Consider the following 18165-nt stretch of genomic DNA (forward strand, 5'->3'; position numbering starts at 1 on the left):
TGAAAAGAATTATAAAAACATAGGGAGTGATTATATGCTAAAAGTTAGTATTATTGGAGCAACAGGTTATACAGGTGTCGAATTATTGAGGTTATTAGCTAATCACTCGGACACTACTGTTTCGCATATAACTTCTGAAAGTCAAACAGGAAACTGTATTGCGGATATATATCCACAGTTGCGTAAAAAATATGATCTGCAATTGAGTAGTTTAAATGATGTTGAAAAAATATGCAGTGAAAGCGATGTAGTGTTTATTGCCTTACCACACGGGCATGCAATGAAAATATATAAACAAGTTCAGCATACTAAAGCAAGGATAATTGATTTAGGGGCAGATTATCGTTTTAAGGATCCTGCAGTTTATGAACAATGGTATAAGGTAGAACATACGGACAAAAGCACGGATGCGGTATATGGTTTGGCCGAATTATATCGCTCGCAAATTAAAACGGCTAAGTTAGTTGCCAATGCTGGTTGTTATACTACCGCAAGCATTTTAGCTTTAGCTCCTCTAGTTAAGAATAAGCTAGTGGATTTGCAAAGCATAATTATTGACGCAAAATCAGGAACTACTGGTGCTGGACGGGCTTTGAAATTGGGCAGTCTGTTTTGCGAAGTGAATGAGAATTTCAACGCCTATGGGGTTACAAGCCATCGGCATACACCGGAGATTGAACAAGCACTAGGAGAAATTGCCGGGCAGAATTTAGTTTTAAATTTCACACCACATTTATTACCAGTAAATAGAGGGATCTTGGCAACTTGCTATGTAAATCTTTTACCAGGGGTTACAGAAACTTTGATAGAACAAGCTTATACAGAAATGTATAATAATGAATATTTTATTCGTTTGTTGGGTAAAGGCATGTGTCCAACTATTAAACAAGTTCAAAGTTCGAATTTTGTTGACTTGGGTTGGCAAATTGATAAGCGGACGAATCGAATAATTGTAATGTCGGCAATTGATAACCTAGTAAAAGGTGCTGCTGGACAAGCTATTCAGAACATGAATATTATGTTTGGTTTACCAGAAGAACAAGGTCTAGATTTTTTACCAGTATATCCATAAAAATTTAAGTAATAAATAAGAAAACAGGAAAAATTAAGGGGAATAAAATGAAAAAAATTGATGCAACGATTAGTGCACCGCAAGGATTTTGCGCTGCAGGCGTTAAGGCCAATATAAAAAAGAGTGGCAAACATGATGTGGGGTTGCTTTATTGTGAAACTCCTGCTAGTGTTGCCGGGGTATTTACACAAAATAAAATGGCAGCAGCGCCAGTACATATTAGTAGAGCGGCAGCAGGCAGAGATTATGCTCGGGCATTGATTGTCAACTCAGGTTGTGCCAATGCTTGTACTGGGGACCAAGGCATGTTAGATGCTCGGGCAATGGTGCAAATGACGGCAAATGCGTTGGATATTTCTACTAATGAAGTTTTGGTTTGTTCAACTGGTGTTATAGGACAGTTATTGCCGATGGGCAAAGTTGCTGACGGGATCCGTGATGTTGCTAAAGAAATTGGAAAACAAGATGGTTCGGAATTTGCCTTAGCAATTATGACTACCGACACTTTTATGAAAAAAGCGGCATATGAAATAGAAATAGACGGTCATAAAGTTTTACTATCAGGGGTAGCTAAAGGAGCTGGCATGATTCATCCTAATATGGCTACTATGCTTTGCTTTATTACTACTGATGTAAATATTTGCCCTAAAGTTTTGAAAAAAATGGTTAGTGAAATAGCCAATAAATCTTTTAATATGATAGTTGTTGATGGTGATACCAGCACTAATGACACCATGTTGGTGATGGCCAGTAATTTAGCCGGTAATTGTCAAATTGATAGTGAACAACATCCAGATTACAATAATTTTTATCAAGCGTTATTAGCGATAAGCCAAGATTTGGCGAAACTAATTGTTCGTGATGGTGAAGGTGCGACAAAATTTTTGGAGATAAATGTAAAAGGTGCTAAAGATTTTGCACAAGCTAAAATGGCAGCAATGAGTATTGCTAAATCCCCATTGGTGAAGACGGCATTTTTTGGTAAAGATGCTAATTGGGGGAGAATAATTTGCGCGGCTGGTTATTCTGGAGCTGATTTAGATCCTAAAAATGTCACTTTACACATTGAGGACTTGTGCATTATGAAAAACGGCTTAGATACGGAGTATAATGTACAGCGATTAACAGCGATTATGCAAAACACTGATATCAAGATCACTTTAGATTTGGCGGTTGGCAATGAAGAAGCTACCGTTTGGACATGTGATTTTAGCTACGATTATGTTAAAATAAATGCAGAATACCATACGTGATATTATACAAAAAATGAGGAGCTGATAAAAATATGTTAAATGAGAGCATGGCGCAAGTTAAGACTTTGGTGGAAGCATTACCATATTTGAAAAAATTTAAAGGGGCAACAGTAGTAATAAAATATGGTGGGCACGCAATGTTAAATAGTGAATTGAAAGAGCAAGTTCTTCAAGATATTATTTTCCTTCAATTCGCAGGTCTAAAACCAGTTGTTGTCCATGGCGGCGGCCCTGAAATAACTAGTTTGCTGAAACAACTAGGTAAAAAATCAGAATTTATTAACGGCTTAAGAGTAACAGATGAAGAAACGATGGCTATTGCCGAAATGGTGCTGGTTGGGAAAATTAATACCGAATTAGTGGCGATGTTAAATAAGCAAGGTAGTAAAGCAATCGGTTTAAGTGGTAAAGATGGCAACTTAATTGTGGCAAGAAAATACTTATCCGATATATATGAAAATGGTGAAATAAAGTCGGTTGATATTGGGTTTGTTGGTGATGTAGAGCAAGTTAATATTGAATTGATAGAAACATTATTAACTGCGGGCTATATTCCAATAATTGCACCAATTGGAGTAGGTATTAATGGCGAAAGTTATAATATTAATGCTGATAGTGTTGCCGGTGAAATTGCAGGAGCTTTGAAAGCTGAAAAACTCTTATTGTTAACTGATACCAAAGGAATTTATTCGGATTTTGGTGACGAGGATAGTTTTATTACTACCTTATCCTTTGAAAGTGCACAAGAATTGATGAATGAAGGTAAAATTGATGGGGGAATGATACCTAAAGTTAAAGCATGTGTTACAGCTTTAGCTGCGGGGGCTAAAAAGACACATATTGTTGATGGGCGTCAACCACATACAATTTTATTGGAAATATTTACAGATTCAGGTGTGGGTACAGAGGTGATTAGATAATGAATTTAACCGTTCAGGAGAAAACAGAAAAATATTATATGCCCTCTTTTTCTAGAACAGATTTGGTTTTAGAAAGAGGAGAGGGCTGTTATGTTTATGACCAATCTGGTGAGGCGTATTTAGATGTCTTGGCCGGTATTGCTGTTAACGCTTTAGGTTATGCACATCCAGTGGTGATTAAAGCCATTACTGAACAGTCTCAAAAGTTGATGCATACTTCTAATTTATTTTATAGTAAAATTCAGGCGGATTTAGTAGAAAAATTAGCTAATGTTACGGGCTTTGATAAAGTGTTTTTATGTAATAGTGGGGCTGAGGCCAATGAGGGTGCAATAAAATTAGCGCGTAAATATGGTCATCAACTTAGTCCTCAAAAATATAAAATTATTACAGCGGTACATTCCTTTCACGGGAGAACTCTAACAACTTTAACGGCCACTGGACAAACTAAATATCAACAAGGATTTGAACCATTACCAGCTGGTTTTGCCTATGTTGAGTTTGGAGATATTAGTGCTTTAGAACAACTAATCGATTCTGAAGTATGTGCAGTGATGTTGGAAGTAATTCAAGGTGAAGGTGGCGTAAACGTTGCTACACAAGAATATCTTAAAAAAGTGCAAGAACTGTGTGCGCGCCATCAAGCTTTGCTTATTTTTGATGAGGTACAAACAGGGGTTTGTCGTACAGGCGAATGGTTTGCCTATCAAGGGGTTGGTGTGAAGCCCGACATTATGACTTTAGCTAAGGCCTTGGGAGCAGGGTTTCCGATTGGTGCTTTTGTAGCAGACGATAAAATTGCAAATGCTTTTAAAGCAGGAGATCATGGCTCGACCTTTGGGGGGAATCAATTGGCTTGTGCAGTCGCTTTGGCAGTTTTGAATTATATGCAGGTAGAGCAAATGCCGCAGCAAGTTCGGGAAAAAGGTCAGTACTTACAAGAAGCATTGACAAATTTACAAAGTAAATATCCAGCTTATATCAAAGATGTAAGGGGAAAAGGCTTATTAATTGGTTTGCAGCTAAACTTAGATGGAAAATTGTTTGTGAAAAAATGCTTGCAGAAGCATTTGATTATTAACAATACAGCCGACAATGTTATTAGAATTGCGCCGCCGCTTATAATCAGTAAAGCAGAGATAGACAAACTGGTGCAGATTATTAATGAAGTTTTGCAAGAAATGATTAAAGAAGCTTAAAAAGAAGGAGCTGCGCATTAGTGATGAAAAATTATCGCTAGCGTCAGCTCTTTTTACTCTTTGAAATTTTTAAATTTAGATATAAGAAGGTGCTGGCACACTAGTTTAATGCGCCAGCACCTTCTTTGTTTATGTTTTACATTTATATTAGTTTTTTAAAGCTTGTTTAGCATGAGCTACATAGATTTTTTGAATTTCAGAGTTGCGACCCAAGCCGCCTAAAACTACACTTACTTTATAACCATCGGCACTAAGAAGATTTTTCCAAGAATCATCTTCATCGCCAGCCATATCATTATTAGCGTGGTCACCAGCAACTACCATTAGTGGCATAAGGATTACTTCTTTGATTTTACGCTTGGCAATTGTTGCTTGCATATCTTCGAAATTAGGATGATCATCTTCTTCAACCACACCAATTACAGCGGGGATATTTAATTTATCAAAAGCAGCCTGTAATTTATCATATGCCACATTATGCATATGTGGTGAACCATGTCCCATAAACACAACGCTTTGATCTGAATTAAGGTTTTTAGGCATTTGAGTTGTTAAAGCTTTGGCTACGAGATTGAAGTCTTTATCTTCAGTTAGCAAAGGTTTGCCAATAACTAATTTTTGAAAAGTTTTGTTTGTTTGATATTCTTTAATTGCAGGTAAAATCTTGTTGTTATACTCTTCTGCTGGTGTAAGCAAAGTTGTTTGCACTAGTACATCTGTATAGCCTTGAGCGGCAAGTTTATCTAGTGCTGTTTTCAAGTCATCAATAACAATACCATCACGTTCTGCAATACGTTTTTTAACGATGTTAGAAGTAAATACGCGATAAAAATCGCGATCTGGGAAAGCTTTTTTTAGAGCATTTTCAATGCCTTCGATATCATTTTTTAAAGTGTCTGGAAATGTTGTACCAAAACTAGCTACAACTAAAGCTTTTTTAGTAGGTGCTGCTTGAGCACTGGCACTCATCGTGAAAGATAACATTAAACACACCGCCAATAATAATTTTATAAATTTTTGCATAATCCAAGAAACCTCTTTTCTTAATTTGTTAGTCTTAAAAAACAAAAAAATCCTGCCCAAAGGCAAGGATAGAAAAAACTAGCTTCTAACCCCCTCCCTATCCTTCGTAGGTAAATTTCGGTGATTGTACATAGGCAGTTCTCCTGACTTGGATTCATCGTACATTTGCGCCTTCCCAGTTTTACCAGTGGCATTGTGCAAAATACTCCTCCATACAGTGGCGGGACCGTATCAGCTTTTACTGATTTCTCTATTGAGCCCTTGCGGGCACCTATGTTTTTATTCATCTAGAACTGATTATAGCTAAAAATTTTTTTTGTGTCAAGTAAAGAGCCAATTAACCGGAAGGAAGAGTTGCTAAAAAAAAGTTTAAATGTTACAATTTTAACAAGAAAATGGCTGAATAAAGCTAAATTTAGCCTAAAGATAAGGAGATAAGATATGGGAACAGAGATTGTCATGGCTAAAGCAGGAACACTAGAGTCGGGAGATATTTCAATTGTTGTTACGCCCAACAATAGTGGTAATAATAATATCGATTTAGATAGTATTGTAATGCTACAATATGGAGAAACCATTACAAAGTTAATGCATAAAGTTTTAGCAGATTATCAGGTTTTGGGTTTAGATATTAAGGCTTTTGATCGAGGGGCAGTAGACTTTACGATTGAAGCACGGTTAGTTACTGCCTTATTGCGTAGCGGGGCAATTAAGGAGGCGAAAATCTAAAATGAGAATGAGACGAAGCTTATTGTTTATGCCAGGCAATAACCCAGCGATGCTTTTAGCGGGTAATTTATTTGAAGCTGATGGGGTTATCTTAGATTTAGAAGATGCCGTGGCACCAACGGAAAAGGATGCGGCAAGAATTTTAGTAGCACAGGCTTTGAAAACTATTGATTATGGAACTTGTGAAAAAGTTGTGCGGGTGAATCCGTTAGATACTTATGGTCTAGAAGATATTCCGTTTATTGCAAAGTGTGCTCCCGACACTTTGTTGATTCCTAAAGTAGAAAGTGGCGCAGATATAAAAAAAGTTACAGAACTTTTGGATGGACAAGGTGCGATAGCTAATAATATTAAGTTAATTGCTTTGTTAGAAACTCCGCGTGGGATAGCTAATGCTTATGAGATTGCAGGTGCAAGTTCTCGGTTAGTTGCTTTAGCCTTAGGGGCGGAGGATTATACAGCATTTTTAGGAGCAAAAAGAACTAAATCAGGGGAAGAGATTTTTGCAGCAAGGATGGCAATTGTTAATGCCGCAGCGGCATTTAGCTTGCAATCTATTGATACGCCTTTCACAGATGCGGCTGATGATGAGGGTCTAGTTGAAGATACTCGCTTAGCCAAAGCGCTAGGTTTTAAAGGCAAACTATCAATTAATCCCAGACAAATAGAAGGCATCCATGCAGTATTTAATCCTACACTGGAGGATATAAATTGGGCTAGAAAAGTTGTTAATGCTTTAGAACAGGCTAAAAACGCAGGTTTAGGTGTGGCTTCTTTGGGGGGCAAGATGATTGATGCACCAGTTGCAAATAGAGCCAATATCGTCTTGGATTTAGCGTTAAGAGCAGGTTTAATTAGCAAGGAGGATTTATAAAATGCGTGAGATAGATTTTCAAGGAGCGTTTTGTTTACAACCAGAGATGCGTAGATATGCACCGCTAGTTAAAAGAAATTTACCTAGTGACAATAAGCTATTGGCAAGTATTGAAGATGCTTTTAAAACTCTGAAAATTACAAGTGGTATGACCTTATCTTTTCATCATCATTTACGTAATGGCGATTATGTTTTAAATATGGTATTAGCAGTAGCCGCTAAGTTGCAGTTAAAAGACTTAAAAATTGCGGTTAGTTCTATTTTTCCTAGCCATAAACCATTAATTGAACATATTAAAAATGGTGTAGTAACTGAATTAGATACTAATTACATTTCAGGCCCAGTGGCTGAGGCGGTTTCACAAGGAATTTTAGCTAAACCAATTACAATGCGTACTCATGGAGGACGGGCCAGAGCCATAGAGTGTGGACAATTAAAGATCGATGTTGCGTTTATTGCAGCTCCTGCTGCAGATTGCTACGGCAATCTTAACGGTGTATATGGAAAATCAGCTTGCGGCTCATTGGGTTACGCAATGCCAGACGCACAGTATGCTGAGAAAGTAGTTGCGATAACTGACAATTTAATGCCTTATCCGCTATATCCAGTTTCGATAGCTCAAGATCGTGTAGATTATGTATTGGTGGTTGAAAGCATTGGCGATGCCGCGGGTATTGTCTCAGGGACAACCAAAATTACCAAGGACCCAGTGGGTTTGATAATTGCAAGAAATGCTGCTCAAGTAATTAAAGGCTCGGGCTTGTTAAAAGAGGGATTTTCTTTTCAAACAGGTGCAGGTGGAGCTTCATTAGCTACTGCTCATTTTGTAAAACAAATTATGCAAAAAGAGCAAATTAAGGGAAGTTTTATGCTTGGTGGAATAACAAATTATATGGTCGAAATGTTAGAAGAAGGTTATTTTCAGGCAATTATGGATGTTCAAGGCTTTGAACATGGTGCAATACGCTCGCTTTTAGAAAATCCTAACCATTTGGAAATTAGCGCCGGTGTTTATGCAAGTCCTTTTAATAGTGGTGCAGCTGTCAATAAATTGGATGCAGTTATTTTGGGGGCGACAGAAATTGATACTGGCTTTAATGTTAATGTCACAACTGGTTCAGATGGAAAATTGATGGGGGGATCTGGTGGACATAGTGATGCTGCAGCTGGAGCGAAAACTACAATTATTGTCGCTAATCTATTGCGCGGTCGATTGCCAATAATTATTGATAAAGTAACAACTAGAACTACACCAGGCGAAACGGTAGATGTTTTAGTGACAGAGCGGGGAATCGCTGTAAATCCTAAACGTAAAGACTTACAAGAACAACTGAAAACAGCAGGGATTAAGGTTTTTGCCATTGAAGAATTAAAACAAATTGCAGAAAATATTGCAGGGAAACCAGCGGTTTATAAACCAGCAGGAAAAGTAATTGCCCAAGTTGAATATCGTGATGGCACAATTATTGACCAAGTATATCAAACTAAGTAATGAGGTAGTTTTTTGATGGAAATGAAAGAATTAATTATCAGAATTAATTTTCTGGCAAACAAAAAAAAGACTGTAGGCTTAACTGAAGCAGAACAAGCGGAACAAATTAAAGTTAGACGCGCTTATTTAGATCTCATCAAAGGTCAGGTAAAAGCTACATTAGATCGAGTAATTATTGTCGATCAAGAGCAATAGGAAATGAACCTAGAAAGGCAATGGAAGAACTACCGTTGTTTGGCTAGGTTTTTTTTATAGATAAATATCGGAAAAAATCTTATAATTCAGCTTGCTAATGTGATATAAATCACATACAATAGATTGTGTAAGGGATATACTGTACTCAAGTTAAAAATATTTAAATTTTGAGGAGGGTTAAATATGTTTTGTTATCAATGTGAACAAACAGCAGGACAAAAAGGTTGCTCGGTGGCAGGAGTATGTGGCAAAAGTAATGAGGTTGCACTATTACAAGATTTATTATTTTACACCAGTAAAGGCTTAGCCTGTTATGCTCATGAATTAGCTAAAAAAGATGTTTTTGAAGAAAAAATAAATATGGCGATTATCCAAGCATTATTTACAACCGTAACTAATGTAAATTTCGATACAGCAAGATTAGAGTCAGAAATAAAAGATGTTGCAGAACTTACGGTTTGCGCACATGATATGTGTGTTAAACTAGGGGTTGATGTGGCTAGCTTGCCAGCACCAGCACATTTTAAAGTGGCGACAACTTTAGCCGAAAAATTGACCCAAGCCGAAAATATCGGCATTCAAAGCAGAATAAAAGCTAAAGGCGAAGATGTTACCGCTTTAATCGAATTGATAACTTATGGATTAAAAGGGATTGCAGCATATTTAGATCATGCACATGTTTTAGGTTATACAAATATTGCTGACTATGCAAAAATATTTGAAATTTTAGCTAAACTAGATACAGAACTCAGTGTAGATCAATTAGTGGCAATGGCTTTACAAACAGGAGAAATCAATATTGCCGCTATGCAAATTCTTGACCAAGCCAATACCGATACCTATGGTCATCCAGAAATAACCAAGGTTAGAGTTACACCTAAAGCGGGTAAGGCTATTTTAGTGTCGGGACATGATCTAAAAGACTTGCATTTGCTATTAGAACAGACTAAAGATAAAGGGATAAATATCTACACACATGGCGAGATGTTACCTACAAATGCTTATCCAGAGTTGAAAAAATATCCGCATTTAGCAGGAAATTATGGTGGAGCTTGGCAAGATCAACAAAAAGAATTTGCAGAATTTCCTGGCGCAATTTTAATGACTACAAACTGTATTCAAAAACCTAGTGCTAAATATCAAGATAATATTTTTACTACTGGTTTAGTAGCTTTCCCAGGCGTAAAACATATTGATGAAAACAAAGATTTTACAGCGGTAATTGAGAGAGCCTTAGCTTTACCAGGATTTAGTGCTGATGAACAAGAAAAGTATATTACAATTGGCTTTGCACGTAACACAGTTCTTTCCGTAGCCGGCAAGGTAATTGAGTTAGTTCAAGCTGGAAAAATTAAGCACTTTTTCTTAATCGGTGGTTGTGATGGTGCAAAATCAGGCCGTAACTATTATACAGATTTTGCTAAACAAGTACCTGATGATTGTGTGATTTTAACTTTAGCTTGTGGTAAATATCGGTTTAACAAACTAGAATTCGGCGATATTGAAGGCATTCCAAGATTGTTGGATGTTGGACAATGTAATGATGCTTATTCAGCGGTAGTTATTGCTACAGCCTTAGCAGAAGCTTTTAAAACAGATGTTAATGGCTTGCCATTATCCTTGATTTTATCTTGGTATGAACAAAAAGCCGTAGCAATTCTGCTTTCATTATTGCATTTAGGAATTAAGAATATTCGCTTAGGCCCAACATTGCCAGCTTTTGTGACACCGGCTATTTTGAAAGTATTGCAAGATAACTTTAATATAATGCCAATTACAACTCCAGAACAAGATTTAGCTACAATTCTAAAAAAATAAGATTTAGATAAAATTTAAAATATCCGAGACAAGAATAAATCTATGTCTCGGATATTTTTGTTATATATTTAATAAAAGCCATAATAATACTGGATAAAAAAGTTAATATTGTTATATAATAGCAATGAAAGAATAAACGGGTAGGGTGTAGAAGATGTACTATGTTGTAAAAGTAGGACGAGTAAAAGGTATTTATCGCACGTGGGCAGAATGTCAAGCCCAAGTGAAAGGTTATCCAAATGCAGTCTTCAAAAAATTTCCCTTGAAAACGCAGGCGGAAGATTTTTTGCGTGGCGATAGTTTAGAACATATAAAAAGAGATGTTGCTCATGGTAATTTAGATATACAGGTTTCTAATGCTTTAAAAGAAAAAAATTATGAGATATATACAGATGGTTCTTATTCTGAAAATTTATATGCCTGGGCCTTTGTAGTAGTTTATCAAGGAGAAGTTATTCATCAAGATTATGGGGTTGGGACAGATAGTGAAGCTGTAAAAACAAGAAACATTGCTGGCGAGTTAACAGCGGTAATGCGTGCCTGTAGTTGGGCTAAAAACAAAGGTTTGGACAAAATAATAATAAGACATGATTTGCAAGGAGTTGCTACGTGGGCGAAAGGAGAGTGGAAACGCAACAACCAAGTAACTACAAAATACTATGAATTTATGAAAAAATATGCACCAGATTTCGTGAAATTTCAACATGTCAAAGGTCATTCAGGTAATCAGTATAATGATTTAGCCGATACTTTAGCTAAAAAAGCAATTAGCGAACATTTAGAACGATTGGAAATGGAGTAAAGATAAAACGAGGTGTAAACAATGCAGTTACTAGCTAAGACGGAAAAAATTGATTTTATAGCGGATTCACTAGGGAAAGCAATTTTATTTGAAGTTTGTACGCATCCTAAACCAGGTTTGGTTACACGATTTTCCAAAGGTGCGCATTGTGATATGAATGTATTTACTTTTATGTCTAGCTCAGTAGTATTAATCAGGGCTTTTAAAGAATTTGCCAATTACGGCTATGAATATGATGATTCCTTGTCGAAATTGCTACCGCAACTACGTGAATTGGGGATTGAATACGAAAAACAAATTTTGACAGCAACTGGAAATATAAATACACAAAGAGGCATACTGTTTGCTGGTGGTGTTTTAGCAGCAGCTACGGGCAATTATTTACGGGAACACCAGCAAGTAAATAGTAATGAAGTTTTTAGTAGAATTAGGTTGATTTGTAAAGGTTTAGTTGAACGAGAATTAGAAACTTGCGAAAAGACAAAGTTTACGGCGGGTGAACTTTTATATAAAAAATATGGAATTACAGGAATCCGAGGCGAAGTGCAAGAAGGGTTTAAAAGTGTGAAAAATAAAGGATTACCAGCATTGAAAGAAGCTTTGGCAAATGGAGCTAATATTAATAATTCTTTAGTGCATACTTTATTGTCGCTACTTACGGTAACAGAAGATTCGAATATTTTATGGCGTACTGATAAACAAATCTTAGATAAAGTTCAGAAGCAAGCTACTAAAGCTTTGGAACTTGGGAGTATTTTCTCACAGTCAGGACAGGATTATATTGAGTTTTTAGAGCGAGATTTTATTAAACAACGAATTAGTCCTGGTGGGACTGCGGACTTATTATCGATTACTTTAGCAATGTATTTAATGGAAAACAGAGATGCGAAAATAAAAATGTTTTAGCTGTATAAGTTTTTGGCCTTTATTTGATTGAAGTTACAAAAAAGCAAAAGCAAGTTTTCTTATAAATCGTAAGAGAGAACTTGCTTTTGCTTTTGAAAAGACTTACTAAACTATAAAGTTATTTTTTCACCAGGGTTTACAATCAAAACTTGAGCATAGCCAAGTTTTTCGACTTGTTGCTTAAATAAGCTAGGATCTTGGTTGATTAAAGGCCAAGTATTGTAATGTATAGGAATTACATGCGTAGCTGCTAATAACTTACAAGCTATTGTGGCGTCATTGGGGCCCATAGTAAAATTATCTCCAATTGGTAATAAAGCATAGTCGATTTTTTCTAATTGCCCTAGAAGTTGCATATCACCAAACAAAGCAGTATCACCAGCAAAATAAATTGTTTTTCCTGCTACCTTAACGATAAAACCACAAGCGTGTCCGCCGGGGATTCCTGATCCGTGGAAAGCCAAGGTCACTCTAACTGTTCCAAAAGAGAATTCGTGGGTGCCACCAAGATGCATAGCATGAGCTTGACAACCATTTTCGGTAGCTAAATGAGCAATTTCTGCGGTAGAAATTATAGTTGCATTGCAGCTTTTAGCGATTTTAAGGGCATCACCTAAATGATCAAAATGTCCATGACTAACGAAAATATAATCAGCCTGAATTTGTGATATTTGCGCTATTTGAAAAGGATTATCTGTAAAGAATGGATCGAATAATAGAGTAGTTTGGTCAGTTGTGAGCGTAAAGCAAGCATGTCCGTAGAATTTCAATTCCATAGGATTACCCCCTAATAATGTTTTTATATATTATATCATAAGTAGCCTAACTGTTGATACAGGGCTGATTATAACGAACGTGACAACAATTAAACTGGCTATTTAATAGGGAATTCTTGCCTTGGAAAAAAAGAGTATGCTATAATGAGACGGTCAGAATTAAGAATTTAAGTATCAAAGGAGAGGACGGTATCTTTTATGAACGTGTACCTTTTAATGATTTTGTTGTATGCAATATTATTAATTTTTCTTGGTTGGTTTATCGGTAAACATGTTAAGGGCGCAGCTGATTTTTTTGTGGCTGGGAGAAATCTAGATTGGCGGTTATTATTTACTACTTTATTAGCGGCGAATATTGGAGCAGGTTCTACAGTAGGTGTAGCGGGGATCGCATATAAATATGGTATTTCTAGCTGGTGGTGGATTGGTAGTTCAGCTATTGGATCAATTTTCTTAGCTTATTTTGTAGGCCCTAAAATTTGGCAGGTTGCTAAAAAATACAATTTATATACTTTAGGTGACTATCTAGATCTACGCTATGCAAAAGTATTAAGAGCGGTAATATCTTTAATGATGTCAATTGGCACACTGGCACTTTTTTCTGGGCAACTAATCGGCATTGCCTGGATTTTAAATGTAGTAGCGGGACTTGAAAAAATTTATGGTACTTTGATTGGAGCTGTAGTAGTTGTAGTGTATTTTGGGGCTGGGGGATTGCTTTCCGCAACGATTGTTAATATTTTAGAGCTGGTTGTCATTTTAGCAGGTTTCATTATAGCTTTGCCATATGCCTTAGCTCATGTTGGTGGCGTAACTGGGTTACAAAACTTGGTAGGACAGCATATGGCTGATCCGGTACAAGCGGCTAATTATTTTGCTTGGGATGGAATTGGACATACTACTATTTTAGGCTACTTGATAGTTTTAGTGCCTGCTTTTTGTATTTCACCAGGCTTGATTGGTAAAATTTATGGAGCTAAAGATGTTGCTACAGTAAAATTAGGCACCGTTTTAAACGCGGCGGTACAGTTTGTTTTTGCGTTTTTTCCAGTTATCATTGGGATGTGTGCTTTTGCAGCTTTCCCCAATTTAGAACAAAGGGAGTTAGCTTTACCTATGGCAATGAAGGAATTAATGCCTTTTGCTGTTTCAGCCCTGGCTTTGGCTGCTATTTTTGCCGCGGAAGTTAGCACGGCTGATGCAGTTTTGTATATGTTGGCTACTTCTTTTTCTAAAGATTTATATAAGACTTTTATTGATCCAGAGATAACAGAAGAAAAACTATTGAGGATTAGTAGGATTGTAACTGGTGTTGCTGGAATTTTAGGTGTTATAATGGCGTTATATATGCCCAATATAATTACAGCCCTGCAAATTTTTTATTCCCTAATGAGCGTTTCTTTGGCGGCACCGTTTTTATTTGGTTTGTTTTCGCAACGGGCTTCAGTTAAGGGGGCTTTTATTGCTGCAGGCTTAGGTGTAGCTACTACTTTGTATCTACAGTTTTTTGCTGCGGGCAAAGGAATCTGGATATTAAATGCAGCTTCTACGGGAATTTTAGTGGCAATTATTGCCATGTTTTTAAGTTTGTATATACTACCCAATACTAAACCCAAACTTATTGTTGAGTAAGGTAATTTAAGTAAATAATATTAGGGGTGATACTTTGAAAAAATTATGCTTAAGTATTTGTCTGTTAGGACTAACATTATTTAGTAGTTGCGATTTAGCACAAGCACAGGATTTTAAAGCTAAAGCAGTAATGATTAGCAATCAAAATTTAACAATTTTGGGGGAAAATTTGGCTACCCCAGAGCAAGCTGTACGATTAATAAAAACAGTAAATCCTAAACCATTATTGACTTGTTCGGTAGAAGAACTGGTGGAACATTATTTTCAAGAAGCGCAAAAAGAAGGTATCAGAGGTGATGTAGCTTTGAGTCAAGCCTTGTTAGAGACTGGATTTTTTCGATATGGTGGCTCGGTAGATTATCGGCAAAATAATTTTTGCGGCTTAGGTAGTACGGGTAAAAATGTAGGCGGAGCAAGATTTACTGATGCTAAATTGGGAGTAAGAGCACATATTCAGCACTTATTAGTTTACTCAAGTAAGAAAGCTCCGAGTGAAAATGTAGTAGATCCTAGGTTTGAAACAGTGAAAAAAATTCCGCGTTTATATGCAAGTGCTAAAACCTGGCATGATTTAGATGGTCGTTGGGCAATGAGTCGTCCTTATGGTAGTAAAATATTAGATATTCATAGCCGGATGTTGGCAATACCGGTAAGTCCTACGCAAAAGAGTGTTGCTCAAAAAAAAGTTGCGGCTTCTAAAGAAAAAACAGAAAATAAAAATATAAAAGCGCGAATCCAAGCAATTTTAAAAAATGAGAAATAAGGTGACAAAATGCATATTGTACTAGTTGAACCAGAAATTCCCCAAAATACAGGAAATATTGCCAGATTATGTGCTGCAAATAATTTTAAACTACATTTAGTTAGGCCCTTGGGTTTTTCGACTGATGATAAAACCTTGAAGCGTGCCGGTTTGGATTATTGGCATTTAATAGAGGTTTATTATCATAATAGCATTCAAGAAGTGATAGAGTTATATAAGGATTTGGACTTTTATTTTTTGACAACTAAAGTAGAACAAAGTTATACGCAGGTAAAATATTCTGAGAACTGTGTTTTAGTTTTTGGCAAGGAAACTAAGGGATTACCAGAAAGCCTGCTGGCTTCCTACCCCGATAACTGTGTGCGTATTCCAATGCGAGCTGAAGCAAGATCTTTAAATTTATCTAATGCGGTGGCGATAGTTTCTTATGAAGCTTTGCGTCAAAACGGCTTCGGTGGTTTATCTTGAATGAGAGTATTCGCTTTGGCAGTGCTGGTAATCCAGATGCATTTTATAAAGCTGGTTTAAAAAGTTCTTGGCAAATGCCAGCATGGTTAGCTGCGCAAGGGTTATCGGCTTATGAATATTCAGCTGGGCGCGGCGTTAAAATTGGAAAAGATTCAGCACAAAAAATTGCTGAACAAGCGCAAGAACATAATATTGCGCTTAGTATTCACGCGCCTTATTACATTAATCTAGCAACATTTGATGCAGATAAAATAGCGAATAATGAACGTTATTTAACGGAGAGTTTTCAAGCCGCAGAGTATTTAGGCGCAGATCGAGTTGTTTTTCATGTCGGCAGTCCCGTAAAATTAGAGCGCAACTTAGCTTTCACGCAAGTGCAAAAGAATTTGTATCAATTTTTGGAAAAATTAGAGACAACAGATGAAAAAATATTTCTTTGCCCCGAGACAATGGGAAAGAAAAATCAAATTGGTACTTTAGAAGAAATAGTAACGTTGTGTAAATTATCACCGCGGCTTTTACCAACTATTGATTTTGGACATTTGCACGCGGCACAAAATGGCGGCTTTGATATTATTGATGATTATCTCAAAACTTTTGAGTATCTTGCTCAAAAGTTGGGAGAAGCTATATTATATAAGTTTCATGTGCACTTTAGCAAAATAGAATTTACTAAAGCGGGTGAAAAGAAGCATTGGACTTTTGCAGATTCCTATGGACCTCCTTTTGAACCTTTTATGCAAGCTTTAGCAAAAACAGGCTATAAACCGAGGATTATTTGTGAATCTAATGGGACGCAAGCGCAAGATGCTAAAGAAATGTTTGAGTACTATAAGAAATTAAACTGAAAATTAAACGATAATAATTTAGAAAAGGATGTGTTTGAATGAGTGTTTATGATAAAGCTCATGATTTGGCTAAAGCTTTGCAAGGCAGTGATGAATATCGTCGATTAAGTGAATTACAAGGCCCACTATTGCAAAATAACGAGGCTCATACAATGGTAAATGATTTCTTGAAAAAACAGGCAGAAGTACAATTGGAAATGATGCAAGGCAAACAGGATTCTAGCAAAATGCAACAGTTGCAAAAGATGTATGAATTATTAGCAATTAATCCACAAGCAGGGGCTTATATCCAAACTTATATGCGTTTTCAATTGATGATGCAGGATGTGAGCAAAATTATTACAGAAAGTGTTCAAGATGTAGCAGGTGGGATAAAATAATGTCGAGTACTTTATTTTTAGAGTTTACACGGTCGAAAAATTTTGAAAGCAAGGTTTTAAAAAATACATTATTGAAAGAATATACGACATTCAAAATTGGCGGTCCGGCAGATGTCGTATTCATTCCCGAAAATCTTCAAGAATTACAACTAGCGATAAAATTTATCTATGAACATAAAATTCCTGTAACCATCTTTGGTTGCGGCTCTAATATTTTAGTTAGCGATAAAGGTATTAGAGGTGTCGTAATTATCATGACTGAGAAGTTTAGTAAAGTTGATATTGTAGGCGACATTATAAGCGCTCAGGCTGGAATTAGTGTCACGGATTTAAGTAAATTAGTAGTGGAAAATGGTTTCGCGGGCATGGAATTTGCCGTAGGAATTCCTGGTAGTGTTGGTGGAGCTGTTTTTATGAATGCTGGGGCTTATGGTGGTGAGTTTGCCAATATTGTTCATAAAGTTATTACCGTTAATTCTTTAGGGGAGCTTTGTGAATATCGACCAGAACAGCTTCAATTTGGTTATCGGCATAGTGTTTTTCAAGAAAATAGAGAATTGATTTTACAAGTTGAATTTAAACTTGCAACTGGTGATAAAGAACAGCTAAGGCAAATTGTTGAAGAGTTAACACAAAAACGTAGTAGCAAGCAGCCTTTAGAAATGCCTAGTGCAGGTAGTGTTTTTAAAAGACCAGTTGGAAATTATGCAGGAACTTTAATTGAACAAGCGGGCTTAAAAGGTAAATGTATTGGCGGTGCACAGGTTTCTGAAAAACACGCAGGCTTTATTGTCAATAAAGGTGATGCCACGGCTAAAGATGTCTTAGATTTAATAGAATATATTCGAGAAATTGTCTGGGACAAATTTGCGGTGCGATTAGAATCGGAAGTAAGGTTTATTGGTGAAGCATAAAATAAAGTGCTAATAGGCCTTATAAAACATGTTGTAGTGTGTGGAAATTTTCTACGAGCCACAACATGTTTTTTTTGTTGTAATTTAGCAGTATTTTTTTA

19 protein-coding genes and 1 riboswitch are annotated in these 18165 nt (G+C 36.4%); of the genes, 17 read left to right on the forward strand and 2 right to left on the reverse strand.

Annotated features, from left to right (window positions below):
* Nucleotides 1-34: 34 nt before the first annotated feature.
* Genes argC through SUCMO_RS0103550 form a run of 4 tightly spaced genes read left to right on the forward strand, consistent with a single transcriptional unit; the run spans nucleotide 35 to nucleotide 4444 of the window.
* On the forward strand, nucleotides 35-1072 hold the full coding sequence (argC, locus tag SUCMO_RS0103535) for an N-acetyl-gamma-glutamyl-phosphate reductase (protein ID WP_019879102.1): 1038 nt from the start codon (nucleotides 35-37) through the stop codon (nucleotides 1070-1072).
* 47 nt (nucleotides 1073-1119) lie between these two features.
* Nucleotides 1120-2325 carry a bifunctional glutamate N-acetyltransferase/amino-acid acetyltransferase ArgJ gene (gene argJ, locus SUCMO_RS0103540; RefSeq protein ID WP_019879103.1) on the forward strand — a complete coding sequence of 402 codons (1206 nt, stop codon included), beginning with the start codon at nucleotides 1120-1122 and terminating at the stop codon, nucleotides 2323-2325.
* A 32-nt stretch (nucleotides 2326-2357) separates the two neighbouring features.
* Nucleotides 2358-3245 carry an acetylglutamate kinase gene (argB, locus tag SUCMO_RS0103545; protein WP_019879104.1) on the forward strand — a complete coding sequence of 296 codons (888 nt, stop codon included), beginning with the start codon at nucleotides 2358-2360 and terminating at the stop codon, nucleotides 3243-3245.
* A complete protein-coding gene (locus tag SUCMO_RS0103550) occupies nucleotides 3245-4444 on the forward strand; it encodes an acetylornithine transaminase (RefSeq protein WP_019879105.1) in 1200 nt (399 codons plus the stop codon). The genes argB and SUCMO_RS0103550 overlap by 1 nt, the downstream gene beginning before the upstream one ends.
* 147 nt (nucleotides 4445-4591) lie before the next feature.
* On the opposite strand, the gene SUCMO_RS0103555 is transcribed toward SUCMO_RS0103550, so the two are convergent.
* Nucleotides 4592-5467, reverse strand: a complete 876-nt coding sequence (locus SUCMO_RS0103555) for a sirohydrochlorin cobaltochelatase (protein ID WP_033297261.1) — start codon at nucleotides 5465-5467, stop codon at nucleotides 4592-4594.
* A 116-nt stretch (nucleotides 5468-5583) separates the two neighbouring features.
* A riboswitch (cobalamin riboswitch) is annotated at nucleotides 5584-5757 on the reverse strand.
* A 151-nt stretch (nucleotides 5758-5908) separates the two neighbouring features.
* On the opposite strand from SUCMO_RS0103555, the gene SUCMO_RS0103565 reads away from it, so the two are divergent.
* From SUCMO_RS0103565 to SUCMO_RS0103595, 7 genes are all read left to right on the forward strand, one after another.
* Nucleotides 5909-6196: a citrate lyase ACP gene (locus tag SUCMO_RS0103565; RefSeq protein WP_019879109.1), complete on the forward strand. Its 288-nt coding sequence runs from the start codon at nucleotides 5909-5911 to the stop codon at nucleotides 6194-6196.
* A gap of 1 nt (nucleotide 6197) precedes the next feature.
* The gene (locus SUCMO_RS0103570) at nucleotides 6198-7070 is read left to right on the forward strand and encodes an HpcH/HpaI aldolase/citrate lyase family protein (protein WP_019879110.1); all 873 of its coding nucleotides are present in this window, start codon (nucleotides 6198-6200) and stop codon (nucleotides 7068-7070) included.
* A 1-nt stretch (nucleotide 7071) separates the two neighbouring features.
* On the forward strand, nucleotides 7072-8562 hold the full coding sequence (gene citF / locus SUCMO_RS0103575; RefSeq protein WP_019879111.1) for a citrate lyase subunit alpha: 1491 nt from the start codon (nucleotides 7072-7074) through the stop codon (nucleotides 8560-8562).
* Nucleotides 8563-8577: 15 nt separating this feature from the next.
* Entirely contained in the window at nucleotides 8578-8757 is a 180-nt protein-coding gene (locus SUCMO_RS0103580) for a DUF896 domain-containing protein (protein WP_019879113.1), read from the forward strand.
* A gap of 183 nt (nucleotides 8758-8940) precedes the next feature.
* Nucleotides 8941-10575: a hydroxylamine reductase gene (gene hcp / locus SUCMO_RS0103585; protein WP_019879115.1), complete on the forward strand. Its 1635-nt coding sequence runs from the start codon at nucleotides 8941-8943 to the stop codon at nucleotides 10573-10575.
* Nucleotides 10576-10729: 154 nt separating this feature from the next.
* On the forward strand, nucleotides 10730-11377 hold the full coding sequence (locus tag SUCMO_RS0103590; RefSeq protein WP_019879116.1) for a ribonuclease H1 domain-containing protein: 648 nt from the start codon (nucleotides 10730-10732) through the stop codon (nucleotides 11375-11377).
* Nucleotides 11378-11398: 21 nt separating this feature from the next.
* Complete coding sequence (locus SUCMO_RS0103595; protein ID WP_019879117.1) at nucleotides 11399-12283, forward strand: triphosphoribosyl-dephospho-CoA synthase; 885 nt, start codon at nucleotides 11399-11401, stop codon at nucleotides 12281-12283.
* Between the two features lie 110 nt (nucleotides 12284-12393).
* Here the strand turns inward: SUCMO_RS0103595 and SUCMO_RS0103600 are convergent, their stop codons facing one another.
* A complete protein-coding gene (locus SUCMO_RS0103600; protein ID WP_019879118.1) occupies nucleotides 12394-13059 on the reverse strand; it encodes a metal-dependent hydrolase in 666 nt (221 codons plus the stop codon).
* 198 nt (nucleotides 13060-13257) lie between these two features.
* Between SUCMO_RS0103600 and SUCMO_RS0103605 the strand changes: the two genes are divergently transcribed.
* Genes SUCMO_RS0103605 through murB form a run of 6 tightly spaced genes read left to right on the forward strand, consistent with a single transcriptional unit; the run spans nucleotide 13258 to nucleotide 18064 of the window.
* Entirely contained in the window at nucleotides 13258-14691 is a 1434-nt protein-coding gene (locus tag SUCMO_RS0103605; RefSeq protein ID WP_028953854.1) for a sodium:solute symporter family protein, read from the forward strand.
* Between the two features lie 34 nt (nucleotides 14692-14725).
* On the forward strand, nucleotides 14726-15454 hold the full coding sequence (locus tag SUCMO_RS10295; RefSeq protein WP_019879122.1) for a glucosaminidase domain-containing protein: 729 nt from the start codon (nucleotides 14726-14728) through the stop codon (nucleotides 15452-15454).
* A 9-nt stretch (nucleotides 15455-15463) separates the two neighbouring features.
* Nucleotides 15464-15922, forward strand: a complete 459-nt coding sequence (gene trmL, locus SUCMO_RS0103615) for a tRNA (uridine(34)/cytosine(34)/5-carboxymethylaminomethyluridine(34)-2'-O)-methyltransferase TrmL (protein ID WP_019879123.1) — start codon at nucleotides 15464-15466, stop codon at nucleotides 15920-15922.
* On the forward strand, nucleotides 15919-16770 hold the full coding sequence (locus SUCMO_RS0103620) for a TIM barrel protein (RefSeq protein WP_019879124.1): 852 nt from the start codon (nucleotides 15919-15921) through the stop codon (nucleotides 16768-16770). Before trmL ends, SUCMO_RS0103620 begins: the two co-directional genes overlap by 4 nt.
* A 38-nt stretch (nucleotides 16771-16808) precedes the next feature.
* Nucleotides 16809-17150: a YlbF/YmcA family competence regulator gene (locus SUCMO_RS0103625; protein ID WP_019879125.1), complete on the forward strand. Its 342-nt coding sequence runs from the start codon at nucleotides 16809-16811 to the stop codon at nucleotides 17148-17150.
* Nucleotides 17150-18064, forward strand: coding sequence for a UDP-N-acetylmuramate dehydrogenase (gene murB / locus SUCMO_RS0103630; protein WP_019879126.1), 915 nt, complete (start codon nucleotides 17150-17152; stop codon nucleotides 18062-18064). Before SUCMO_RS0103625 ends, murB begins: the two co-directional genes overlap by 1 nt.
* The last annotated feature ends 101 nt before the right edge of the window (nucleotides 18065-18165 follow it).

This window comes from Succinispira mobilis DSM 6222, from assembly GCF_000384135.1.
In the GTDB taxonomy this organism is placed as follows: domain Bacteria; phylum Bacillota; class Negativicutes; order Acidaminococcales; family Succinispiraceae; genus Succinispira; species Succinispira mobilis.